The sequence below is a fragment of the Streptomyces sp. NPDC005408 genome (genome assembly GCF_040606445.1).
GTDB lineage: Bacteria > Actinomycetota > Actinomycetes > Streptomycetales > Streptomycetaceae > Streptomyces.
Window position 1 is genome coordinate 77,684 of record NZ_JBEXEX010000022.1, and the last position, 22,192, is coordinate 99,875.

Below are 22,192 nucleotides of genomic sequence, written 5' to 3' on the forward strand. Positions count from 1 at the left end.
CGGCAGCCTCCGCCGACCTGGCAGCATGGCGGTGTGACAGCAGCAACGCACTCCTCTCTTTTCCCGCAGGTCCCCGAGTCGGCGGACGCGGTGCTCGACGGGCTCGACCCCGAGCAGCGCGAAGTGGCGACGGCCCTGCACGGTCCGGTGTGCGTGCTGGCAGGCGCCGGCACGGGCAAGACACGCGCGATCACCCACCGCATCGCGTACGGCGTGCGTGCGGGCATACTCCAGCCCGCCAGTGTGCTGGCCGTCACCTTCACCAACCGCGCCGCGGGCGAGATGCGCGGGCGGCTCCGCCAGCTCGGCGCCGGCGGTGTGCAGGCGCGCACCTTCCACTCCGCCGCACTGCGCCAGCTCCAGTACTTCTGGCCGAAGGCGGTCGGCGGCGAGCTGCCGAGGCTCCTCGAGCGCAAGATCCAGCTGGTCGCCGAGTCAGCCGCACGCTGCCGCATCCGGCTCGACCGCAACGAGCTGCGGGATGTCACAAGCGAGATCGAGTGGGCCAAGGTCACCCAGACCGTCCCCGCCGACTACCCGGCCGCGGTCGCCAAAACGCACCGCGACGCCCCCCGCGACACGGCGGAGATCAGCCAGATCTACGGGATGTACGAGCAGCTCAAGCGCGACCGCTCGGTGATCGACTTCGAGGATGTCCTGCTGCTCGCGGTCGGCATCCTCCAGGACCGGCACGACATCGCCGACCAGATCCGCCGCCAGTACCAGCACTTCGTGGTGGACGAGTACCAGGACGTCAGCCCGCTCCAGCAGCGCCTGCTCGATCTGTGGCTGGGCGACCGGGACAGCCTCTGCGTCGTCGGCGACGCCAGCCAGACGATCTACTCCTTCACCGGAGCGACCCCCGACCACCTGCTGAATTTCCGCACCCGCCACCCCAGCGCGACCGTCGTCAAACTGGTCCGTGACTACCGCTCGACGCCCCAGGTCGTCCATCTCGCCAATGGCCTGCTGAGCCAGGCCCATGGCCGCGCAGCCGAGCACCGCCTCGAACTGATCTCGCAGCGCGAGGCGGGCCCCGAGCCCGCCTACACCGAGTACGCCGACGAGCCGGCCGAGGCCGAGGGCACGGCCCGCCGTATCCGCGACCTGATCGCCGCGGGCGTCCCGGCCGGTGAGATCGCCGTGCTCTACCGCGTCAACGCCCAGTCGGAGGTCTACGAACAGGCGCTGGCGGACGCCGGAGTCCCCTACCAGCTGCGCGGCGCCGAGCGCTTCTTCGAACGTCAGGAGGTCAGGGAAGCGGGCATCGCCCTGCGCGGTGCTGCCCGCGCCGGAGGCAATGACTCCCTGCTCGACGACGCCGAGGATCTGCCGTCCCAGGTGCGGGCCGTGCTGTCCACCAAGGGCTGGACCACCGAGCCGCCCGCCGGATCGGGCGCTGTGCGCGACCGCTGGGAGTCCCTGGCCGCGCTGGTCCGCCTCGCCGAGGACTACGTACGGGTCAAGCCGGGGGCGACCCTCTCCGATCTCGTGGCCGAGCTCGACGAGCGCGCCGCCGCCCAGCACGCGCCCACCGTCCAGGGCGTCACCCTCGCATCGCTCCACTCGGCGAAGGGCCTGGAGTGGGACGCCGTGTTCCTCGTCGGCCTCACCGAGGGCATGATGCCGATCACCTACGCCAAGACCGACGAACAGGTCGAGGAGGAGCGCCGACTGCTCTATGTCGGCGTCACCCGTGCCCGGCTCCATCTCTCGCTGTCCTGGGCGCTGTCCCGCTCACCCGGCGGCCGCGCGTCCCGTCGCCCCACCCGCTTCCTGAACGGGATGCGCCCGGGATCCGTCGCCCCGGGCGCCCGTGGCGCGGGTGGCGCGGGCGGCATCGAACGCGGCAGCGGCCGGCGCAAGCGGCGCGGGCCCGTGCTGTGCCGCGTCTGCGGCAAGACGCTCACCGACGCGGGCGAGATGAAGCTGATGCGCTGTGAGGACTGCCCCTCCGACATGGACGAGGCGCTGTACGAGCGCCTGCGGGAGTGGCGCTCGGACCAGGCCAAGGAGCTGGGCCAGCCCGCGTACTGCGTGTTCACCGACAAGACGCTGATGGCGATCGCCGAGGCCGTGCCGGGCAGCGAGGGCGAGTTGGCTCAGATCTCCGGCGTCGGCGGACGCAAGCTTGAGCGCTTCGGAGCCGATGTGCTGGTCATCTGTGCAGGTCAGGAAGTTGGAGGAGTCGACGAGGACGACTGATACAAACTCGTCGAGAAAATAGTTTGCGCGCGCCCCAGCAAGCCCCATAGGTTCTTAACCACGGGAACAGCGACTTCTCTGAAGCCCTGTCCTCGTGCTGTACTTATCCGAATACGCGCGATCGGCCCCGGCCGGTCCTCTAGACGCCGAGAGGAGGCGATTCCAGTGATCAGCACCAAGACCCGCTTCACCAGCACCAAAGTGACCGATCGCTCGGTCGTCTCCGCCTGCACGCTCGGCTTCTCCGCGGCCTTCAACGGCACCGGTCTGTCCGGCTTCTCCGCCGTGCTTCCTGTGTCCGGCCTGGGCGGCCTCCCCGTCCTGGAGCGCAATGAGCGACCGACCAAGGCACTGGCAGCAGGAGTAGCAGCGGCAGAGGCTCAGGCCTATGCCATTGCGGCGGCCAGTGCCGAAACCCAGAAGCAGACGACGCAGCATCACACGATGTGGGCCTTCCGTGGGCTCGAACCCTGGAGTGATCCAGCCTGATCCAGATCAGGCCGGCGCCTTCAGGGCCGCGGAACCCCACCCGGGATCCGCGGCCCTTCTGTTTTCCCCGAAACGGGGACGACGGAGCGAAGGGGCCTCGGGACAAGCAGCACCCGGTACCAGCCGACAACCGGCCAACAGGCCGGACCGACCAGACGAGGAACGACACCACCGTGCAACTCGAAGCGCACGCCCCGTCCGTACCGCCTTCCGAGACGATCCCCCCGCCCGCCCTCACGGAGGACTCCACCTTGACTCCGCTCACTGCGCTCACCGCGCTCGACGACGCCATCGAGAACCTCGGCGTACCCGTCCCCTGCCGTGCTTACGACCCGGAGGTCTTCTTCGCCGAGTCCCCGGCCGATGTCGAGTACGCCAAGTCCCTCTGCCGCACCTGCCCGCTGATGGAGGCCTGCCTCGCGGGCGCCAAGGAGCGGCGTGAGCCGTGGGGCGTCTGGGGCGGTGAGCTCTTCATCCAGGGCGTGGTCGTCGCCCGCAAGCGGCCGCGTGGCCGCCCGCGCAAGAACCCGGTCGCGGCATGACCGCCATCGGAACCATCGACCGACCCGTCACGCACGATCCCCAGAAGCTGGCCCCCATGACCTCTTCCACCAGCGAGCCCTCCGGCTCCGCCACCCCAGACGTCACCACCATCGGCGCGAACGCCTCGCGTCAGAACAGGACCCGTGAGATGCAACTCATCCCAGAAGCCATGGCGCGTGCGCATATGCACGACCGCCTGCGCGAAGCCGAGGCGGAAAGCCAGGCCATGCGCCTGGTCACCGCCCGGCGGATGCAGCGCCGTGCTGAGCGCGCGTCGATGCGTGCCCGCCGTGCGCTGGCCATGGCGGTCATGCACTGACCGCACCAGCGCACCGACGTGCACTGACACGCACACACTGACCCGCGGGGGCCGGTCCGAACGGACCGGCCCCCGCGGTGCGTTGTCCCTGCGGCGGGTCCGTTATGGGGTTATCGTCACGAGGTGGACGAGCAGCAGACTCCTCACCCTGCGCGGCCGGGTGCCGAGAGCATCGTGTGTTCCCGTTGCGGCACCGCCGCCGAGGGACCACCGCCGACCTGGACCTGCTCCATGGAGAACGGCACCCGTCACTACCTCTGCGACGACTGCGCCCGCGCCAACATCAGAGCGATCGAGGGCAGGCTCGACTCCGCCTGGTGGTGATCGCCGCCTGACGCGGTACGGCCCGTGCCGTTCCCCGCGCCGGTGTCCCCGGCGGCGATCGCTCAGGCCTGCGCCTCGACCGCCGCGCCGTCCTCCTCGTCCTCCGGCAGGAACCCGGGCAGCCACGACTCCAGTTCGTCCCGCAGTCGCACTGCCGCGTTCAGCTGGCACAGCACCCCGATCGTGCTCAGCGTCACCCGGTGTATCAACAGATACGAGGGCGGCAGATTGAGCTGCTTGCCCAGCCGATGCGCGGGGGAGCGGATGTCCGCGATCCGGGCCGCCTGGTTGCGCATCCAGCTGCGGGTGAACGTGAACTCCCCGACCTCCGCGGGTTCGATGATCGGCAGCAGATAATCGAGCACCGCGTCCGGGTCCAGCTCTATCGACTCCTTGACGAAGCCCGCCTCGCGCAGCAGCTCGTAGACCGCCTCGGCCTCGCCCTCCAGCGTCATCCGCAGACAGTCGCCGATGGTCTGCGGCAGCCCGCCGGGCAACCGGTCCACCGTGCCGAAGTCCAGCACCCCGAGCCGCCAGCCCGCGCCGTCCTCGTCCGGGAGCAGCCGAAAGTTACCCGGATGCGGATCGGCGTGCAGCAGTCCCGTGCGGGCAGGGCCGGAGAAGAGGAAGCGGGCCAGCAGCTGGCCGGCCCGGTTCCGCTGCTCCTCGGTGCCCTTGGCGATCACCTCGGCGAGCGGGATCCCGTCGATCCACTCCGTCACCAGCACCTGGTCGCACTGGTGCACCACATCCGGCACCAGGACGTCAGGATCGTCTGCGAATTCGGCCGCGTGCTCCCGCTGTGCCTGCGCCTCCAGTTCATAGTCCAGCTCCTCCGAGACCCGGTCGCGGAGTTCCGAAATGAGCGGCTTGATGTCCATCCCAGGGATCAGCGGCCCGAGCAGCCGGGCGAAGCGGCTGAGCTGCGTGAGGTCGGACAGCAACGCGTCCCCCGCCCCCGGGTACTGCACCTTGACCGCGACCTCGCGCCCGTCGTGCCACACCGCCCGGTGCACCTGACCGATGGACGCGGCGGCCGACGGTTTGTCCTCGAAGTTGAGGAACAGCTCCCGCCACTCCTCGCCCAGCCGCTCCGCGAGGACCGCGTGGACCGTGCGCGTCGGCATCGGGGGCGCGGCGTCCTGGAGCTTGGTGAGGGCCGCGCGGTAGGGGCCCGCGACCTCCTCGGGGAGCGCCGACTCGAAGACGGACATGGCCTGCCCGAACTTCATCGCACCGCCCTTGAGCTCGCCGAGCACCTTGAACAACTGCTCCGCCGTGCGCTGTTGCAGCTCCCTGGCCACGATCTCCGCGGACTTCCCGCCGATCCGCTTTCCCAGACCCCAAGTGGCCCGCCCGGCGAAGCCCAGTGGCAGTGCGGCCAACTTGGCGGTCCGGGTGACCGCCTTCCGGGGAAGATCAGACATGCGCCCCTCCAAATCCCAGACAGCCGTGCCGCGTGTGCCTTACGGCATTGCTCCGTTGACGGCGGTTACCCGGCCATTGTCTCGTGCGGCGACCCGAACTCCGAGGTGTGCCCCCTCACTCTTCCCTTCCGCGCCGCAGTCACAGTCGAGATGGGGCGTGATTGTCTCCGAGCGCCACTCCAGCAGCGGCAGTGACGCCTCCCATCGGGCTCCCGTACTGGCGGGCAGCTCCCCGTCGAGAAAGGACAGCGCGTGCGCGGCCGTCATCGCAGCCACTGCCGTGGCCAGGGTGACATCGCAGGCCGGTACCGCGCGGCGGCGGCCCGAACGCCACTGCGCGAGCAGCCTCGGCCTGCCCGGATCACGCTCCGTGCGGCCCAGCTCCAGACAGCCCGCGCACGCCGTGCCGCCGGGCAGCACCAGCGGGCCCACCACACCCGTTGCCTCCACAACTCCCCCATAGATATGGGGTGTTCCGGTGGAGACCCAGTCCGCGGCCGCGGCCGGGTCGGGTGCGTAGGCCGCCAGACCGTCCCGAGGGGCGACCACGATCAGAGAGAGACCGGGCGCGGCGCCGCCCCGTGCCGGCCCGGACCCGGCCGCGCGCGGCGGGCGGTCGGGTGCGGCCCGCCGCACCAGCTGCCGGGCCGCCGCTTCCCGCCGCTCACCGATCGCCTCCACCGGCAGCCCGCCGGGCGCCACGTCCCACGGCTCCGTACACCCGCCGTCCAGCACGTCGACCCGGCCCACCGCGGAGGCCGACAGGATCGCGGCGACCGTCGCACCCACCCGGCCCGCGCCCCGGACCTGGACGCGCATTGCCCGCCGGGCCGCCAGGCGCCGTATTCCGCCGCCCGGTTCCGCGTCGACCACAGACAGCGATGCCAGATCGGGGCGCAGCCGGTCGAGCGCGCCCGCCCGTTTCCGTAACGCGTCGGCCGCAGGTCCGCCGCCCCTCGGATCGTCGAGCAGCCCGGCCGATGTCAGCCGCTTCACCAGCGCGTCCACTTGTCCCTCCGGCAGCCCTATCGCTCGCGCCTCCTGGCGCAGAAGGGGCAGCCCCCGCGTCCCGTCGAACAGTTCCAGCAGTGCCCCCGTCGCCGTGTCCACCGGGCCGACCATCACCGCATGCGCGGGAGTCGCCCCGAACTGCACGGTCTGCCGCTCCCGCCATGCCCGCTTCAGGGCAGGCTTCACCATCGGATGCATATCCACTTCCCCCGTGAAGTCTTGTCGGATCTCTCCGCTGATCTGTTGTCAGAATGCACGGCCGCCTCGGCGGATGTGAAAAGTTATCCACAGGCATGGGGTATTAGTCGTTCAAATGGTGCAGCCATGGAGTGGATCAAGCTCGAACCGTCCCGGAGGCGGGACTTCCTACACTGACAGCGGGTAACGTCGGGGCGTGTCCGTCGACCCTTCCCCTCGCTTCGCTGGGGAGCCACCCCCTCGCGTTGCCGGGGAATCCCCACCGCGCAGCGCCGGGAGTCAACAGCGCAGCGCGAAAACCCGCCCGCCCCGCGGATCGGGGACGAGTGCGGTCGAGGTCCGCAGGAGCACCCGCCGCAGCAGAACGGTCTCCGCGTACCGCGAGGGTGACCGGACCATCGTCCTCATCCCCGCCCGGATGTCCGAGGCGGAGGAGCAGCGCTGGGTCACCGTGATGCTCGACAAGCTCGCCGCCCAGGAGAGCAAACGCATCCTCGGCGACACCGAACTGGCCGAGCGCGCCGAGCGCTTGTCCGCCCAGTACTTCGACGGACGCGCAAGACCGACGTCCGTGCGCTGGGTGACGAACCAGAACACCCGCTGGGGCTCCTGCACCCCGGCGGAGGGCAGCATCCGCCTGTCGCACCGACTGCAGGGCATGCCGGAGTACGTCGTCGACTATGTGCTCGTCCATGAACTGGCTCATCTCCTCGTGCCAGGACACGGACCGCGGTTCTGGCGGCTCCTCGAGGCCTATCCGCGAACCGAGCGCGCGCGGGGCTATCTCGAGGGCGTCGTCGCCGCCGACCGGCTGCCGCACCTGCCCGCCGCACGCGGAGAGTGACCGGCAGCCGTCCTGTACCGAATGTGTACCGGCTTGGCCCAATGCCGGACTCAGCCGTTAGCCTGGCGCGACGCAGTCACATTTCGGGATGGGGGACGGTCGTTACGCATGGCCAGGGAATTCCAACGCGGCCACAAGGCCAAGATCAGTGATCTCACTCCAGGAACGGATCTGTACGTAGGTGTGCAGATCGCAGCTCCTGGTCTGACCTTCGACATCAGCTGTTTCGGACTCGACGCCAACGAGCAGCTCTCCGACGACCGGTACTTCATCTTCTTCAACCAGCCGAAATCGCCTGAGGAGTCCATCCAGCTGCTCGGCGCGCAGTCCGGCGACACCGAGTCGTTCCGCGTCACGCTGGACCGCATTCCGGCGAACATTCACCGGCTCTCCTTCACCGCCACGATCGACGGTGCCGGACAGATGTCGCAGGTCGGCCCGGGGCACATCCGAATCGTCGCGGGTGGCGAGGAAGTTGTGCGGTACGCCTTCACCGGTTCGGAGTTCACCACCGAGCGCGCGGTGATGCTCGGTGACTTCTACCTGAAGGACGTCTGGCGCTTCGCCGCCATCGGACAGGGCTTCGACGGCGGGCTCGACGCGCTGCTGAAGAACTTCGGCGGCGAGGTCGCCGAGGAGCAGCCCGGCGCGCAGCCCCAGGGCGCCGCCCCGTCGTTCGCGCCGCCCCCGCAGGCCACCGCGCCTCCGGCGTTCGGCGCACCGGCCGCACCGCATGCGCCTCAGGTTCCCCAGGCCCCGCAGCCCGCGCCGTCGTTCGGCGCACCCGCGGCCCCGGCTCCCGTACCTCAGCCGAACCCGCAGATGCACGCCGCGCCCACCATCGCGGCTCCGATGAGCCCGCCCGCAGGTACTGTGCCGCCGCCGTCCCCGTACGGACAGCCGCCCCAGCAGCCGCAGTACGGCCAGGTCCCGGGACAGATGCCCGGTCAGATGCCGGGTCAGGTCCCCGGGCAGGTCCCGCCGGGTGGGCCTTCGCCGTACGGACAGCAGGCACCCTCTCCGTACGGGCAGCAGCCTCCGGGCATGCCGCAAGGGGTTCCGCAGGGCGTCCCCCAGGGCGTCCCGCAGGCGGGCGCCGGTCTTCAGGCCGCTCTCCAGCCCTACCGCGAGACCGCCACCGGCCAGCGCTGGACCCCGCAGAACCAGCAGCTCATGCGGGTCGATCTGACCATGGGTGGCACGCCCGTGCTGGCCCGTCAGGGCAGCATGGTCATGTACCAGGGCAAGGTCGACTTCAGTTACAAGGGCGCCGGTTTCGCCGGTCGCATCGTCGGCAACGCCACCGGCCAGGAGATGCAGCTGATGCGCTGCAGTGGCCGTGGCCAGGTCTTCCTCGCCGAGAACGGCGCGCATCTGCACTCCATCGAGCTGCAGGGCGACGGCATTTGTGTCTCCGCCGAGAACGTCCTCGCGTTCGACGAGTCCCTGCAGCACGAGGTCCGCAGGATCGAGGGCCATGGCATCCCCGGCGGCGCGCTGTTCACCATGATGTTCCAGGGCACCGGCACCGTCGTCGTGAAGACCCATGGTGTCCCCGTGGTCCTGCCGGTCACGCCGACGACCTTCGCCGACTGCAATGCGGTCGTCGCCTGGTCGGCCGCGTCGCAGGTGATTCTCTCCAGCCAGGTCCGGCTGCGCCGCAACGCGTACCCGGGACACAGCGGAGAGACCGTCAACCTCCAGTTCCGGGGCGCCCCCGGCAACTTCATCGTCGTCCAGCCGTACGAGGTCTGAGGGAGCCCGAACAAATGAACCAGCAACTCGCGGGCTTCGCCCCGACCCCGATCGCGGCCCGGATGGAGAACCACGGCCGCGCGATGCTCAAGGTCGCCATGGCCAGTGGCCAGGACCTCTACGCACGCACCGGCTCGATGGTCGCCTACGAAGGCTTCGTGCAGTACGAGCCGAACCCGCCCGCTGTCCGTCAGATCGCCTCCCAGTGGGTGTCCGGCGAAGGCGCGCCCATCATGAAGTGCTCCGGTGACGGACTGCTCTACCTCGCCGACTACGGTGCGGACGTCGTCGTCATCAACCTCAACAACGACTCGCTCTCGGTCAACGGCACCAATCTGCTGGCCTTCGACGCGCACCTGCAGTGGGGCGTGGAGCGGGTCAAGGGCCTGGCCAAGTTCGCCGGCCAGGGCCTGTGGAACGTCGAGGTCGCGGGCACCGGCTGGGTGGCCCTCACCTCCCGCGGTACGCCGATCGTCGTCGACTGCGGCCGCGGCGAGGACGAGACCTATGTCGACCCGGACGCCCTTGTCGCCTGGTCCCCGAACCTCAAGGTGAAGGGCAAGCGCAGCTTCAAGGCTTCCTCGCTGATCGGGCGGGGCAGCGGAGAGGCGTACCAGATGGCCTTCTCGGGCCAGGGCATCGTCGTCGTACAGCCGAGCGAGGACAGTACCGACCGCCTGCGGATCCGGCACTGAGGGGGAGTGAGAACACACCATGCAGAGTCCGCTTTTCAGCCACACGGAACAGCAGTCCCAGGACCGGTATGTCGTGCAGAACCCGCAGTTGCTGCGGGTCGCGCTCACGGGCCACGACGACATCCTCGCCCGTAAGGGCGCCATGGTCGCGTACCAGGGTCTTGTCGACTTCGACGGTGAGTACCAGACGAGCAATCAGCGGCGGGCCCGCGCCAACACCGGCGAGGGCCTGGACCTGATGCGCTGCTCCGGGCAGGGCACCGTCTACTTCGCCAACCTCGCCCAGTACATCCATGTCGTGGACGTCGACCAGGACGGCATGACCGTCGACAGCGCCTATGTCCTGGCGCTCGATTCGACACTGCACACCGAAGTCATCGCGGTGGACAGCCAGTACGGCATCTCCGGCTCGGGGAAGTACCAGCTCAACATCTCCGGCCGAGGCAAGGTCGCGCTGATGACCTCGGGCCAGCCGCTGATGATGCAGGTGACGCCCGACAAGTACGTCAATGCCGACGCCGACGCGATCGTCGCCTGGTCGTCCGCGCTGCGGGTGCAGATGCAGGCGCAGACGCACTCCTCCGGTGTACGGCGCAGGCGCGGCAACACCGGCGAGGGCTGGGAACTGAGCTTCCTGGGCCAGGGTTTCGCGCTGGTGCAGCCCAGTGAGGTCATGCCGCCGCAGACCGCGGAGATCGGGCAGGGCATGCGTGCGCAGTACGGCGTGGGCCAGCACGGCGCCCACGCCCAGAACCAGAACAACGCCTGGAGCTGACGCGCAGTAGGGCACAGGTAAGGGGCGGCCCCCATGGGAGGCCGCCCCTTACGCATGCATCGGTCGTCAAGCGCGGCGGCCGGCGACCAGTGTCGCTCGCGTGAGCTCAAGCAGTCGTACGACCGACGTGTCGGCCACGTCCGCCACCTCGTCGTACGCGAACCAGCGCAGATCCAGCGACTCCTCGCTGATCTCCTCGACCGCTCCCGGCGGAGCCAGCGCCGCGTACTGCACATCGAGATGCCAGTGGCAGGGCGCCGGAATGGGATGCCGGTCAAGGCGTACGGGGCCACCGGGCAGCAGCGTCAGGCCGCTGATCCCCGACTCCTCCGTGGCCTCGCGCAGCGCGGCGGCCGCCAGCGTCGCGTCGCCCGGCTCGCAGTGGCCGCCCATCTGAAGCCACATGCCCAGCTTCTTGTGCAGGGTCAGCAGCACCCGGCCGCGCTCCGGGTCGACGACCAGCGCGCTCGCCGTGACATGCCCTGCCTCGCAGGCCTTCCACATTCCGTCGGGATGCGCCGCCAAGTGGTCCAGATAGAGCCGGCGCAGCTCCTCCTGGTCCTCGTAGCTCTTCAGTACGAGGACGGCGTCGTCGTGCAGGCTCACTTGTCCTTGTCGCCCTCGTCGTCGCCCTTGCCCTCGTCCTTGCCGAGGTCCTTGTCGAGATTCGGCTTGTTGCCGCTCGCGGCTTCGCCGAGCATCTTGTCCAGCTCGGAGAAGTCGAGCTGCTCACGGTGGACGAAGCCGTCCGGGTCGTCGAGATCATCGGCCGTCGGCAGCATGTCCGGGTGCTCCCACAGGCCGTCGCGCCCGTCCACGCCCCGAGCATCGGTGAGCGAGGCCCACAGCCGGGAGGCGTCCCGCAGCCGCCGCGGACGCAGCTGAAGACCGATCAGCGTCGCGAACGTCTGCTCGGCGGGACCGCCGGAGGCCCGCCGCCTGCGCAGCGTCTCGCGTAGGGCGTCCGCCGAGGTCAGCCGGGTCGAGGCGGCCTCGTGCACCACCGCGTCCACCCATCCCTCGACCAGCGCGAGCGCGGTCTCCAGACGGGCCAGCGACGCCTTCTGCTCGGGGGTGTCCTCCGGCTGGAACATGCCCTGCTGGAGAGCTTCCTGGAGCTGCTCGGGGTTCTGCGGGTCGAACTGGCCGACCACGTCCTCCAGCTTGCTCGTGTCGACCTTGATCCCGCGTGCGTACGCCTCGACCGCACCGAACAGATGCGAGCGCAGCCACGGCACGTGCGCGAAAAGCCGCTGGTGGGCGGCCTCGCGGAGCGCGAGATACAGCCGCACTTCCTCCTTAGGCACACCGAGGTCCTTGCCGAGCGCCTCGACGTTCAGCGGCAGGAGCGCGGCCTTGCCGGCCGGGCCGAGCGGCAGGCCGATGTCGGTCGAGCCGACCACCTCGCCCGCCAGCACACCCACGGCCTGCCCGATCTGCTGGCCGAACATCGCGCCGCCCATGGAGCGCATCATGCCGATCAGCGGGCCCGCCATGGCCTGCATCTCCTCGGGCAGCACATCGCCCATGGCCAGGCCGACGCGTTCGGCGACCGGGTCGACGAGCTGCTGCCACGCCGGAAGGGTCGCCTCGACCCACTCGGCGCGGCTCCACGCCACGGCGGTGTTCGCCCCGGAGGGAAGCGAGGTCGCCCCGTCCAGCCAGAGATCGGCGAGGCGCACGGCCTCCTCGACCGCGGTCCGCTCGGCCGGGCCCACGCTCTGGTCCTTGGTGCCGTCCGGCGTGCCCTGGGAGACCGTCTGGCGCGCGATCTGCTTGGCCATGTCCCAGTTCACGGGACCGCCCTCATAGCTCAGCATCTGGCCGAGCTGCTGGAAGGCCGCACCCAGGTCGTTCGGGTTCAGGGAACCGAACATCGCGGCGAACGGATTGTCCGCGCTGTCCCCGGAGCCGAAACCGAAAGGATTGGCGGGGGAAGGCCCGCCGGAGCCCTGGCCACCTCCGGCGGGATCCTTCTTCTTGCCCTCGTCGCCGTTCTCCGGCTCCTCCGGCGGAAGGCCGAATCCGAATGGGGTGTCACTCACGGGTTTCCTCGGCTCGTAGGGCCGCCGGCTTCCTGCCGGCGGCGGCTGCCCGACAACACCACCCAGCGTAGACATGCGGGCCGCAAATGGGCTCGGTGCTCCGCCGAGCTTTGGCCTGCGGCAGGATGGACGCCACCTGGTACGTACGCGTTCATTCGCTCACGTACTGAAGACAACCGCTGGAGACGCCTGGTGAGTTCCCCAGATCCGCAGGTTCGCGCAGCGCGAAACCGCTCAACCCAGACCTCGGCCCCGGGCCGCGGGTCCGCCGGCCGTGGGCCCGTCGTAGCGGTCACTGGTGCCGCCACGGGCGTCGGCGAGCTGCTCACCCGGCGCCTCGCCGGGTCCGACGAGGTCAAGCAGGTCATCGCGATCGACGAGCGCCGGGGCGAGGTCGCCGAGGCGCAGTGGCACATTCTCGACGTACGCGACCCGGCCATCGCCGAGAAGCTGCGCGGTGCGGACGTGGTGGTGCACCTGGCGCTCGACCTCGACCTGGAGACCGACTCGGCCGCCCGTACCGCGTACAACGTGCGCGGTACACAGACCGTGCTGACCGCCGCCGCCGCGGCAGGCGTGCACCGGGTCGTCCTGTGCACTTCGGCGATGGTCTACGGGGCGCTGCCGGAGAACGACATCCCCCTCTCGGAGGACGCAGAGCTGCGCGCCACCGCCGAGGCCACGGGCGTCGGTGACCTGCTGGAGATCGAACGCCTGGGCCGCCGCGCGCCGCGCGCGCATCCCGGGCTGAATGTGACGGTGGTAAGGCCCGCCGTCCTGGTCGGCGGTACTGACACGGCGCTGACCCGCTACTTCGAGTCGCCACGTCTCCTTGTGGTCGCCGGATCCCGTCCCACCTGGCAGTTCTGCCATGTCGAGGACCTGGTGAGCGCTCTGGAGTACGCCGCGCTGGAGAAGGTCGACGGCGAGCTGGCCGTCGGCTGCGACGGCTGGCTCGAACAGGAGGAGGTCGAGGAGCTCAGCGGCATCCGGCGGATGGAGCTGCCATCGGCAGTCGCCCTGGGCGCGGCGGCGCGGCTCCACCGGATCGGTCTGACGCCGTCCCCGGCCGGGGACCTCGCGTACACGATGCACCCCTGGGTGGTCAGTGTCAGCCGTCTCCACGACGCGGGCTGGCGTCCTCAGTGGACCAATGAGGAGGTCCTGGCCGCGCTGCTGGAGGAGGTGGAGGGCCGCCACACCGTCGCGGGCCGCCGCCTCGGCCGCAAGGACGCGACTGCGGCGGGCGCCGCGGGTGCGACAGTGGCGCTCCTCGGTACGGCCGCGCTGGTGCGGCGTGCGCGCAAGGCCAGACGCCGTCTGTAGGAGGCTCCAAGGCGGAGCTGCCCCGGCCGGTCGAATGCGCTATTCCGCGATGTCAGTGGCGTACGGCACGATGGAAGGCATGGCAAGCAGGTACGACCACCCCGGTGAGCAGGCCGCTCAGGACCCCATCCGTCTGCTCGCGATCCGCGACACCCCGCTCTCCCTCGATGAGGTCTTCGCGGCCGTCGGCGACGACGCGGCGGGCGGCACTGCCCTCTTCGTCGGCACCGTGCGCAATCACGACGGCGGCGCCGATGTGGACACTCTGGGGTACTCCTGCCATCCCACGGCAGAGGCCGAGATGCGCCGTATCGCCGAGAAGGTCACGGCGGAGTTTCCCGTTCGGGCGCTTGCCGCGGTCCACCGTGTGGGTGACTTGGCGGTCGGCGATCTGGCGGTCGTCGTCGCCGTGTCGTGCCCGCACCGCGGGGAGGCCTTCGAGGCCTGCCGGAAGCTGATCGACGACCTCAAGCACGAGGTGCCGATCTGGAAGCACCAGAAGTTCTCGGACGGCACGGAGGAGTGGGTCGGCGCCTGCTGAGCCGGGCTCGGCTGAAACCCGGAGGGTTACCAAGCGCCCCGATTTGCGTAACTGCCCCCCTGCCATGAGCGTTGAACTTGCAGACACTAATCTGCTGATCACTCAGTTGAGTACGTTCATGGGGTAAGGGGGTCGCGATGGCGGCACTTGCTTGGCTGCTGATTCCGCTTTTCGCCGCCGTCGGTGCTGCGATATGGGGAAGCTGGGCTTCACGGAACCGGACCTCCGGGGACGTTGCCGAGCTTGCCGGTTATGCGCGGTTTCGCGACGCGATGGAGAAAGCAGGCTCCGGTACTGACGCCGCCTGACGTCCTCTGGCCCATCCGACCCGTCTGACCCCGGGACGACCCGGCCGCTGACCGTACGCAGTTGCCAGCATGCCACGTACGGACCGGCCCCGGCGGTGCACTGACAGACCCGTCCCGTACTGTCGTTCCATGCCACGCCGCACCGCGACGATGCTCGCCTCCACCCTGATTTTCATCGCGCTGCTCTGCGCCGGGGTGTTCATCAAAGTGCCGTATTCGGAGATGTCGCCCGGGCCGACGGTCAACACGCTCGGCGCGGCCGGTGGAGAACCGGTCCTGCAGATCTCCGGCCGCAAGACGTACCCGACGAGCGGTCATCTCAATATGACGACGGTCAGGGTCACCGGCGCGGACTACAACATGAACCTCGTCGAGGCGGTGTACGGCTGGCTGGCCCACGACAACGTGGTGGTGCCGCACGACACGCTCTACCCGGACGGCAAGACGGAAGAGCAGTCGACACAGGAGAACGCCGAGGAGTTCACCCAGTCGCAGGAGAGCGCCAAGGTCGCGGCGCTGCAGCAGCTGAAGATCCCGGTGAAGTCGCGCGTCGTCGTCTCGACGGTTCTCAAGGGGACCCCGTCGGAGAACCGGCTGCATGCGGGTGATGTGATCCGCGCGGTGGACGGTGCGGCGGTGAAGGCGCCCGGTGACGTCGCGAAGCTGGTCGTGAAGCACAAGCCCGGTGAGGACGTGGTCTTCACGATCGTGCCCGCGAAGGAGGCGGCCGCGGCCGAGAAGGCGGGCAAGGAGCCGGAGGGCACGGAGAAGATCACGATCACCACGGTCAAGGCGGACAAGGACGACCGGGCGATCGTCGGCATCCAGGCGGGGACCGACCACACGTTTCCGTTCGGCATCGACATCAATCTGGCCGATGTCGGCGGGCCGAGTGCGGGGCTGATGTTCGCCCTCGGGATCGTCGACAAGCTGACGCCGGCCGACCTGACCGGCGGGAAGTTCGTCGCGGGCACCGGGACGATCGACGATGCGGGGAAGGTCGGCCCGATCGGGGGGATCGAGATGAAGCTGGTGGGCGCGCGGAATGCCGGGGCGGAGTACTTCCTGACGCCGAGTGAGAACTGCGCGGCGGCGGCATCGGACATTCCGGACGGGCTGACGTTGGTGAAGGTGAACACGATCGCCGACGCGGCGAAGTCGCTGGAGAAGATCCGTTCGGGGAACACGGCGGGCCTGGTGGGCTGCGCGGCGGGCTGAGCCCCGCCCTTGCCAGGGCTTCGATCAGCCCGCGCTCGGCCCGCTTCCGGAGCGCTGACTGCCGACACCGCCGTACCCGGTACGGCGGTGTCGGCATGAGGGGCTACGCCTCGAACGTCGCCGAGAGGGCCTCCGCGAGGCCCGGGACCAGGGCCCCGCCCGTCAGGACCTCCGTAGGGGAGTCCTTTTCGCGCAGGCGCAGTGCCGATTCGCGGGTGCCGTCGCGGAGGACCGCCACCGTCATGCGGACCTCCTGACGGTCCGGGTGGGACGAGACCCACTTGGTGAGGGCCTTGTCGCTGAGGCCGGCCGGGACGGAGGACTCGGCCGAGGGCGGGAGCATCTGGCGCTCCACCGTCAGGGCGCAGCCTGCCACCGCGTCCGGCCAGGCGATCGTCGCGAGGAACTCGTCCAGCGGGGTGCCGGCCGGGATCTCGTCCTGCTCGATCGGCGTCAGCGGCGCGGCCGCGTCCTCGCCGTCGAGGCCGAGCTGGGCCGCGAGGCCCGGCTCCTGGGAGCGCAGTTGCGCGGTGTCGACGAGCGCGAAGAGCCTGGCCGGCTGGTCCCAGCCGAGCCCGGACGCGTACTCGTCGATTTCGAGCACGGCGCGGGTCAGCGGGCTCGCGGCCATCGGAGGGCCTGAAGGAGAAACGTTGGACATGCCCAACATCCTGCCTCCTTCCGACCCCAAGACGGGAACTAGGTAAAGCCTCAGTAAGTTGCAGTAGTGGGCTCTACGATCGCGGGGCCCGTTTCACACGACCGCGAACTTCGAGGTGCGCACGTTGGCTTTCCAGATGCCGGACCGCGGCGGAGGCCCGACCGGGCCACGGATCAGAGTGGGCCGCCCGTCCCGGCGTGTCCGCACCCTGCTCATGACACTGGGCGTCCTGGCCGTTCTGGCCATGGCGTTCGTCATGTTCGCCGGGTTCTGGACCGACTGGCTCTGGTACCGATCGGTTCACTACTCCTCCGTCTTCACCACCACCCTGTGGACCAAGGTCGGACTGTTCGCCGTCTTCGGACTGCTGATGGCCGCGGCCGTCGGCGTCAACATCTGGCTCGCCCACCGGCTGCGCCCGCCGCTGAGCGCGATGTCGCTGGAGCAGCAGAGCCTCGACCGGTACCGGATGGGCATTGCGCCGTACAAGAAGTGGGTGCTCCTCGCGATCACCGCTCTCGTCGGGCTGATCGCGGGAGCCTCCGCCACCGGCCAGTGGCGGACCTGGCTGATGTGGGTCAACGGCGTCCCCTTCGGCCAGAAGGACCCGCAGTTCCAGATGGACGTGTCGTTCTACGCGTTCGATCTGCCCTGGTACCGGTTCCTGCTCGGCTTCGGCTTCGCGGCCGCTGTGCTCTCTCTGATCGCCGCCGCCCTTACGCACTATCTGTACGGCGGGCTGCGCATCACCAGCCCCGGCGCGCGGGCGACCGGCGCGGCGACCGGGCATCTCTCGGTGCTGCTCGGCGTCTTCGTGTCGCTCAAGGCCGTGGCGTACTGGCTCGACCGGTACGGCCTGGCGGTGAAGTCCAGCGACTTCAAGGCCACCGGTAACTGGACGGGCCTTCGGTACGTCGACGCCAACGCCTACCTCCCCGCGAAGACGATCCTCTTCTGCATCGCCGTCATCTGCGCCGTGCTGTTCTTCGCGACCCTGTGGCGCCGCACCTGGCAGCTCCCGGTGATCGGTTTCGGGCTGATGGTCCTGTCCGCGATCCTCATCGGCGGCCTCTACCCGGCGATCGTGCAGAAGTTCCAGGTCCAGCCGAACGAGCAGGCCAAGGAAAGTCCGTACATCAAGAAGAACATCGAGGCCACGCGCCACGCGTACGGCATCGACAAGGCCAACCCGGAGGACTACTCCGGCAAGGGCGACACCAAGCGGAAGGCTCAGCAGCGAGCTGCCGCCCCCACGGCGGCCAGCTACCGACTTGTCGACTCGAACGTCGTCTCGCCCGCCTTCCAGCAGCTCCAGCAGGAGCGCAAGTACTACCAGTTCCCGGCGACCCTCGACGTGGACCGGTACACCGGCCCCGACGGCAAGCCGCAGGACACCGTCATCGGTCTGCGCGAGCTCAACATCAAGGGCATCCAGAAGCGCAACTGGATCAATGACCATTTCACCTACACCCATGGCTACGGCGCGATCGCGGCCAAGGGCACGAACACCATCACGGACCCGGACAAGGGCACCGTCGGCTCGCCCGACTTCACCGAGTCCGGCATGCCCACCGGCGACCAGTTCCCCAAGTACGAGCAGCGGATCTACTACGGCGAGAAGACCGAGCAGTACTCCATCGTCGGCGGCCCGCAGAAGGAGCTCGACTACGAGGCGAGCGTCGGCCCCACCAAGTACACGAGCTACAAGGGCAAGAGCGGCGTCAATCTCTCCAACCCGCTGAACCGCGCGGCCTACGCCGTCGCCTTCAGCGAGCCGCAGATCCTGTACTCGGGAGCCGTCGGCGAGGGCTCGCGGATTCTGTACAACCGCACGCCCAAGGAGCGCGTCGAAGCGGTCGCCCCCTGGCTGACCATCGACGGCGATGCCTACCCGGCGGTCGTCGACGGCCGCATCCAGTGGATCGTCGACGCGTACACCACGACCAACGGCTACCCCTACGCCTCGCGTACGACGCTGGGTGAGACCACCGCCGACTCGCTGACCACCAATCAGCGCGCGGTCGTCGCCCAGCAGAACCAGGTCAACTACATCCGGAACTCGGTGAAGGCGACCGTCGACGCGTACGACGGCACGGTCAACCTGTACCAGTGGGACACCCAGGACCCGGTGCTCAAGACCTGGATGAAGGCGTTCCCGGGCACGGTGAAGGCGAAGGACGAGATCTCGCCCTCGCTCAAGGCCCATCTGCGGTACCCGCAGGACATGTTCAAGGTGCAGCGCGAGCTGCTCACCCGGTACCACGTCACCGAGCCGGAGCAGTTCTACAGCGGCTCGGACGCCTGGCAGGTGCCGGACGACCCGACGAACAAGGACACCAGCGCCGTCCCGCCGTACTATCTGAGCCTGAAGATGCCGGGCGATAAGACGCAGAAGTTCTCGCTGACGACGACGTTCACGCCGGCCGGACGCCCCAACCTGGGCGCGTTCATGTCGGTCGACGCCGATGCCAACAGCGAGAAGTACGGCACGATAAGGCTGTTGAGAGTCACCGAGACCGTGCAAGGTCCACAACAGGTGCAGAGTGAGCTCAACGGCAATGACGATGTCGCCGAGTTCGTCAGAAACCTCAGAGGCACCGATTCGGACATCGAGTACGGCAACCTGCTGACGGTGCCGCTCGACGGCGGGTTCCTCTACATCGAGCCGGTGTACGCCCGAGGCGGCAGCGCGAACTACCCGCTGCTGAAGAAGGTTGCCGTCGCCTACGGCGGAGGCAAGCCGGTCTTCAAGGACAGCCTCACGGCCGCACTCGACGCCGCCTTCGCGACGGCCGGCGCCGAGCAGCCACCGCCGACGACGACCCCGCCACCGGGCACCACCACGCCACCGGCGACCGGTGACGCGGCGACGAGGGCGGCCATCGCGGACGCCCTGAAGGCGCACCAGGACGCCGAGGCGGCGCTCGCGAAGGACCCGAAGGACTGGGAGGCGTACGGCAGGGCTCAGGAGGCACTTGACGACGCGCTGCGCAGGCTCTCCGAGGCACAGGCCAAGCCCACTCCGACGGCCCCGCCGTCCAAGGGCGGCTGACGGTGGCCGAAGGAGGCTGAGCAGGCACCATCCCGCGTCGTGGTACGGTTGCAACACAACGACGCGGGGTGGAGCAGCTCGGTAGCTCGCTGGGCTCATAACCCAGAGGTCGCAGGTTCAAATCCTGTCCCCGCTACTGAAATGAAGAGGGCCCGGATCCTTTGAGGATCCGGGCCCTCTTCGTGCGTATGTGCTGCCGGTGAGAACTGTGTGCCGCGTGGCGTGAGTTGGGGTTCGGCGTGTTTGACTTATCTCTCTGTGGGCATGTCGACAAAACGCTGAAGTGACCTCACTGGCTGCGGTATACCAGGTGTACGCGGGTTGCAGGTGGTGCGACGATGGAATTTATGGGGGACAGGGCAACTCTGTTGGAGACAGGGCGGTTTGTGCAGCGGCATGCCGGAAACGTGGCAGATGCGATCAGTTCTGCCGAAGCCGCTGACAACGTTGACAGTGCCGGCAGCGGTGAAAGTGCCGACTCGGTGGAGACCGCCGGGGCCGAGGCACGGCACCGGCGCGCGGCCGAACGCGGCGACACCGCGTCGATGAGCGTGCTCGGCGCGCTGCTGCTTCGCCGCGGCGACCTCGACGGCGCCGAGCCCTATCTGCGTGCCGCGACCGCCGAGGGCGACCGCGCCGCCGCCAACAACCTGGGTGTCCTGCTCCACCAGCGCGGATACGCCGACGAGGCGGCCGGGTGGTGGCGTATCGCCGCCGTTGCCGGTTCCGCGGCCGCCGCGCATGCGCTGGGGCGGCACTTCCGTGAGCGCGGCGACGAGCCCGCGGCGGAGTACTGGCTGCGCCAGTCCGCCGAGCATGGGCACGCGCTGGGCGCCTACGCCCTCGCCGACCTGCTGGAGCACCGCAGCGATGTGGGCGCGGAGCGCTGGCTGCGCGCCGCGGCGGAGCAGGGACACCGTGAGGCGGCCTACCGGCTGGCCCGCACGCTGGAGCGCCGGGCGGCGGAGGAGGCCCGCGCGGGTGGTGACGTGGGCCCGGTGATGGGGCGCGCGGAAGGCACGGCGGGAGCGCGGGCCTGCGGGGACGCGGCCCCGGCTGCGGCTGCCGCTGCGGTTTCGCGTGCGTCGGACGCGGCTATTGGTACGGCTTCTGCTGGTGGCGCCGCTGCTGCTGCGGCTGGTACGCCCGCCAGCGACGAGGACGGCGAGCTGTCCGTACTCGACGAGGCCGCTCAGTGGTACCGGCAGGCCGCCGCCCGTGGGCATCGGCGGGCCGCGCTGCACCTCGGGGCGATCCTGGAGAAGCGTGGCGAGCTCAAGGAGGCCGGTCGCTGGTACCTCTCCTCCGCCAAGGACGGCGAGGCCCGCGCCGCCTGCGCGCTCGGCTTCCTGCTGCGCGACGCCGGCGACGAGGAGAGCGCCGCAGTGTGGTGGCTGCGTGCCGCCCAGGACGGTGACGGCAATGCCGCCAACGCCCTCGGCGCCCTGCATGCTGCCCGTGGCCAGCAGCAGACCGCCGAGCGCTGGTACCGCGCTGCCATGGACGCGGGTGACGTCAACGGCGCGTACAACCTGGGGCTGCTCTGCGCTGCCCAGGACCGTACGCCGCAGGCCGAGCAGTGGTATCGCCGCGCCGCCTACGCGGGTCACCGCGAGGCCGCCAACGCGCTCGCCGTACTGCTGCTGCAGGCCGGGGACGCGACCGGTGCCGAGCCGTGGTTCTCCAAGGCTGCCGAGGCCGGAAGCGTCGACGCCGCCTTCAATCTGGGCATCCTCTACGTCGGCCGGGACGACGACCGTACGGCCCTGTCCTGGTACGAGCGGGCGGCGGCCGCCGGTCACACGGAGGCCGCCCTCCAGGTCGGCATCGCGCTGCTCAGGGACGGTGACGAGCAGGCCGCCGAGCGCCATCTGCGGTGCGCGGCGGGCGGCGGCAGCGCTGAGGCCGCGTTCCGGCTCGCCACCGTGCTCGACTCCCGCCAGCCGCCGCCCGGGCCGCCCGCGCTCGGCGAGCCGATGGCGGAGAAGAGCGAATGCGAGGAGTGGTACGAGCGTGCCGCCGAGCAGGGGCACCGCCGTGCCCAGGTACGGGTCGGAATGCTCGCCGCCGCCCGCGGCGACATGGCCGACGCCGCACGCTGGTACCGGGAGGCCGCCGAGGCGGGCAGCCGCAACGGCGCGTTCAACCTCGGGCTGCTGCTCGCCCGCGAGGGAAATGAGCGCGAGGCGGCTCTGTGGTGGACCCGTGCGGCCCGCGCGGGGCACGGCCGGGCTGCGCTGCGCCTTGCCCTCCTTGCAGCCCGCAGGGGCGAGCTGACCGAGGGGCAGCGGTGGTGCGCACGTGCCGTCGAGCTGGGTCCTGCCGAGGTGGCGGAGCGTGCGGCTCGGCTGCGCGAGGCGCTCCACCAGGAGCTCACGGCGTAGCGGCGGACGGAGGGGCGGATGGTGAGACGAATACCGATTTGCGCTGGTCGGCGGGGTGACGTAATGTTGTGT

20 protein-coding genes and 1 tRNA gene are annotated in these 22,192 nt (G+C 69.7%); 16 read left to right on the forward strand and 5 right to left on the reverse strand.

Annotation, left to right across the window (positions count from 1 at the left end; translation table 11 throughout):
- Positions 1-33: 33 nt before the first annotated feature.
- The 5 genes from ABZS64_RS21555 to ABZS64_RS21575 all read left to right on the forward strand — a co-directional run bounded on the left by ABZS64_RS21555 (position 34) and on the right by ABZS64_RS21575 (position 3,880).
- Positions 34-2,205, forward strand: a complete 2,172-nt coding sequence (locus ABZS64_RS21555) for an ATP-dependent DNA helicase UvrD2 (RefSeq protein WP_355831835.1) — start codon at positions 34-36, stop codon at positions 2,203-2,205.
- A gap of 165 nt (positions 2,206-2,370) precedes the next feature.
- The gene (locus ABZS64_RS21560; RefSeq protein WP_355831838.1) at positions 2,371-2,694 is read left to right on the forward strand and encodes a hypothetical protein; all 324 of its coding nucleotides are present in this window, start codon (positions 2,371-2,373) and stop codon (positions 2,692-2,694) included.
- A gap of 173 nt (positions 2,695-2,867) precedes the next feature.
- Positions 2,868-3,236 carry a WhiB family transcriptional regulator gene (locus ABZS64_RS21565; protein WP_355831840.1) on the forward strand — a complete coding sequence of 123 codons (369 nt, stop codon included), beginning with the start codon at positions 2,868-2,870 and terminating at the stop codon, positions 3,234-3,236.
- Positions 3,233-3,556, forward strand: a complete 324-nt coding sequence (locus tag ABZS64_RS21570; RefSeq protein WP_355831843.1) for a hypothetical protein — start codon at positions 3,233-3,235, stop codon at positions 3,554-3,556. The genes ABZS64_RS21565 and ABZS64_RS21570 overlap by 4 nt, the downstream gene beginning before the upstream one ends.
- Positions 3,557-3,679: 123 nt before the next feature.
- The gene (locus tag ABZS64_RS21575; protein WP_355831846.1) at positions 3,680-3,880 is read left to right on the forward strand and encodes a hypothetical protein; all 201 of its coding nucleotides are present in this window, start codon (positions 3,680-3,682) and stop codon (positions 3,878-3,880) included.
- 62 nt (positions 3,881-3,942) lie between these two features.
- Here the strand turns inward: ABZS64_RS21575 and ABZS64_RS21580 are convergent, their stop codons facing one another.
- Together ABZS64_RS21580 and ABZS64_RS21585 are read right to left on the reverse strand one after the other, a co-directional pair.
- Entirely contained in the window at positions 3,943-5,307 is a 1,365-nt protein-coding gene (locus tag ABZS64_RS21580; protein ID WP_355831847.1) for an AarF/ABC1/UbiB kinase family protein, read from the reverse strand.
- A gap of 39 nt (positions 5,308-5,346) precedes the next feature.
- Positions 5,347-6,516, reverse strand: coding sequence for a ThiF family adenylyltransferase (locus ABZS64_RS21585; RefSeq protein ID WP_355831850.1), 1,170 nt, complete (start codon positions 6,514-6,516; stop codon positions 5,347-5,349).
- A gap of 196 nt (positions 6,517-6,712) precedes the next feature.
- Between ABZS64_RS21585 and ABZS64_RS21590 the strand changes: the two genes are divergently transcribed.
- From ABZS64_RS21590 to ABZS64_RS21605, 4 genes are all read left to right on the forward strand, one after another.
- Positions 6,713-7,360: a M48 family metallopeptidase gene (locus ABZS64_RS21590; RefSeq protein ID WP_355831853.1), complete on the forward strand. Its 648-nt coding sequence runs from the start codon at positions 6,713-6,715 to the stop codon at positions 7,358-7,360.
- A gap of 108 nt (positions 7,361-7,468) precedes the next feature.
- A complete protein-coding gene (locus tag ABZS64_RS21595) occupies positions 7,469-9,115 on the forward strand; it encodes a TerD family protein (RefSeq protein ID WP_355831856.1) in 1,647 nt (548 codons plus the stop codon).
- A gap of 14 nt (positions 9,116-9,129) precedes the next feature.
- Positions 9,130-9,810 carry an AIM24 family protein gene (locus ABZS64_RS21600; protein WP_355831859.1) on the forward strand — a complete coding sequence of 227 codons (681 nt, stop codon included), beginning with the start codon at positions 9,130-9,132 and terminating at the stop codon, positions 9,808-9,810.
- 19 nt (positions 9,811-9,829) lie between these two features.
- Positions 9,830-10,585: an AIM24 family protein gene (locus ABZS64_RS21605; protein WP_355831862.1), complete on the forward strand. Its 756-nt coding sequence runs from the start codon at positions 9,830-9,832 to the stop codon at positions 10,583-10,585.
- 66 nt (positions 10,586-10,651) lie between these two features.
- Here ABZS64_RS21605 and ABZS64_RS21610 read toward each other — a convergent pair whose 3' ends face one another.
- Entirely contained in the window at positions 10,652-11,191 is a 540-nt protein-coding gene (locus ABZS64_RS21610; protein ID WP_355831865.1) for an NUDIX hydrolase, read from the reverse strand.
- Positions 11,188-12,630: a zinc-dependent metalloprotease gene (locus tag ABZS64_RS21615; protein WP_355831868.1), complete on the reverse strand. Its 1,443-nt coding sequence runs from the start codon at positions 12,628-12,630 to the stop codon at positions 11,188-11,190. Before ABZS64_RS21615 ends, ABZS64_RS21610 begins: the two co-directional genes overlap by 4 nt.
- Before the next feature lie 192 nt (positions 12,631-12,822).
- Here ABZS64_RS21615 and ABZS64_RS21620 point away from each other — a divergent pair, with 192 nt between their 5' ends.
- The 4 genes from ABZS64_RS21620 to ABZS64_RS21635 all read left to right on the forward strand — a co-directional run bounded on the left by ABZS64_RS21620 (position 12,823) and on the right by ABZS64_RS21635 (position 16,023).
- A complete protein-coding gene (locus ABZS64_RS21620; protein WP_355831871.1) occupies positions 12,823-13,956 on the forward strand; it encodes an SDR family oxidoreductase in 1,134 nt (377 codons plus the stop codon).
- A 79-nt stretch (positions 13,957-14,035) separates the two neighbouring features.
- On the forward strand, positions 14,036-14,497 hold the full coding sequence (locus ABZS64_RS21625) for a molybdenum cofactor biosynthesis protein MoaE (protein WP_355831874.1): 462 nt from the start codon (positions 14,036-14,038) through the stop codon (positions 14,495-14,497).
- A 137-nt stretch (positions 14,498-14,634) separates the two neighbouring features.
- A complete protein-coding gene (locus tag ABZS64_RS21630; RefSeq protein WP_328669025.1) occupies positions 14,635-14,805 on the forward strand; it encodes a hypothetical protein in 171 nt (56 codons plus the stop codon).
- 129 nt (positions 14,806-14,934) lie between these two features.
- Positions 14,935-16,023 carry a PDZ domain-containing protein gene (locus ABZS64_RS21635; protein WP_355831878.1) on the forward strand — a complete coding sequence of 363 codons (1,089 nt, stop codon included), beginning with the start codon at positions 14,935-14,937 and terminating at the stop codon, positions 16,021-16,023.
- A 103-nt stretch (positions 16,024-16,126) separates the two neighbouring features.
- Here the strand turns inward: ABZS64_RS21635 and ABZS64_RS21640 are convergent, their stop codons facing one another.
- Positions 16,127-16,684: a PPA1309 family protein gene (locus tag ABZS64_RS21640; RefSeq protein WP_355831881.1), complete on the reverse strand. Its 558-nt coding sequence runs from the start codon at positions 16,682-16,684 to the stop codon at positions 16,127-16,129.
- A gap of 136 nt (positions 16,685-16,820) precedes the next feature.
- Between ABZS64_RS21640 and ABZS64_RS21645 the strand changes: the two genes are divergently transcribed.
- The 3 genes from ABZS64_RS21645 (at position 16,821) to ABZS64_RS21655 (ending at position 22,120) form a co-directional block, all read left to right on the forward strand.
- The gene (locus ABZS64_RS21645) at positions 16,821-19,736 is read left to right on the forward strand and encodes a UPF0182 family protein (protein ID WP_355831947.1); all 2,916 of its coding nucleotides are present in this window, start codon (positions 16,821-16,823) and stop codon (positions 19,734-19,736) included.
- Between the two features lie 62 nt (positions 19,737-19,798).
- Positions 19,799-19,872: transfer RNA gene (locus ABZS64_RS21650), tRNA-Met, on the forward strand.
- A 202-nt stretch (positions 19,873-20,074) separates the two neighbouring features.
- The gene (locus ABZS64_RS21655; protein ID WP_355831883.1) at positions 20,075-22,120 is read left to right on the forward strand and encodes a tetratricopeptide repeat protein; all 2,046 of its coding nucleotides are present in this window, start codon (positions 20,075-20,077) and stop codon (positions 22,118-22,120) included.
- Positions 22,121-22,192: the final 72 nt, after the last annotated feature.

What these genes read in the sequence shown, in the direction of transcription:
- ABZS64_RS21625 (WP_355831874.1), top strand. Translation starts at nt 14,036, where the DNA reads ATGGCAAGCAGGTACGACCACCCCGGTGAGCAGGCCGCTCAGGACCCC.
- ABZS64_RS21595 (WP_355831856.1), top strand. Translation starts at nt 7,469, where the DNA reads ATGGCCAGGGAATTCCAACGCGGCCACAAGGCCAAGATCAGTGATCTC.
- ABZS64_RS21645 (WP_355831947.1), top strand. Translation starts at nt 16,821, where the DNA reads ATGCCGGACCGCGGCGGAGGCCCGACCGGGCCACGGATCAGAGTGGGC.
- ABZS64_RS21570 (WP_355831843.1), top strand. Translation starts at nt 3,233, where the DNA reads ATGACCGCCATCGGAACCATCGACCGACCCGTCACGCACGATCCCCAG.
- ABZS64_RS21600 (WP_355831859.1), top strand. Translation starts at nt 9,130, where the DNA reads ATGAACCAGCAACTCGCGGGCTTCGCCCCGACCCCGATCGCGGCCCGG.
- ABZS64_RS21630 (WP_328669025.1), top strand. Translation starts at nt 14,635, where the DNA reads ATGGCGGCACTTGCTTGGCTGCTGATTCCGCTTTTCGCCGCCGTCGGT.
- ABZS64_RS21580 (WP_355831847.1), bottom strand. Translation starts at nt 5,307, where the DNA reads ATGTCTGATCTTCCCCGGAAGGCGGTCACCCGGACCGCCAAGTTGGCC.
- ABZS64_RS21585 (WP_355831850.1), bottom strand. Translation starts at nt 6,516, where the DNA reads ATGCATCCGATGGTGAAGCCTGCCCTGAAGCGGGCATGGCGGGAGCGG.
- ABZS64_RS21655 (WP_355831883.1), top strand. Translation starts at nt 20,075, where the DNA reads ATGGAATTTATGGGGGACAGGGCAACTCTGTTGGAGACAGGGCGGTTT.
- ABZS64_RS21605 (WP_355831862.1), top strand. Translation starts at nt 9,830, where the DNA reads ATGCAGAGTCCGCTTTTCAGCCACACGGAACAGCAGTCCCAGGACCGG.
- ABZS64_RS21640 (WP_355831881.1), bottom strand. Translation starts at nt 16,684, where the DNA reads ATGTCCAACGTTTCTCCTTCAGGCCCTCCGATGGCCGCGAGCCCGCTG.
- ABZS64_RS21635 (WP_355831878.1), top strand. Translation starts at nt 14,935, where the DNA reads ATGCCACGCCGCACCGCGACGATGCTCGCCTCCACCCTGATTTTCATC.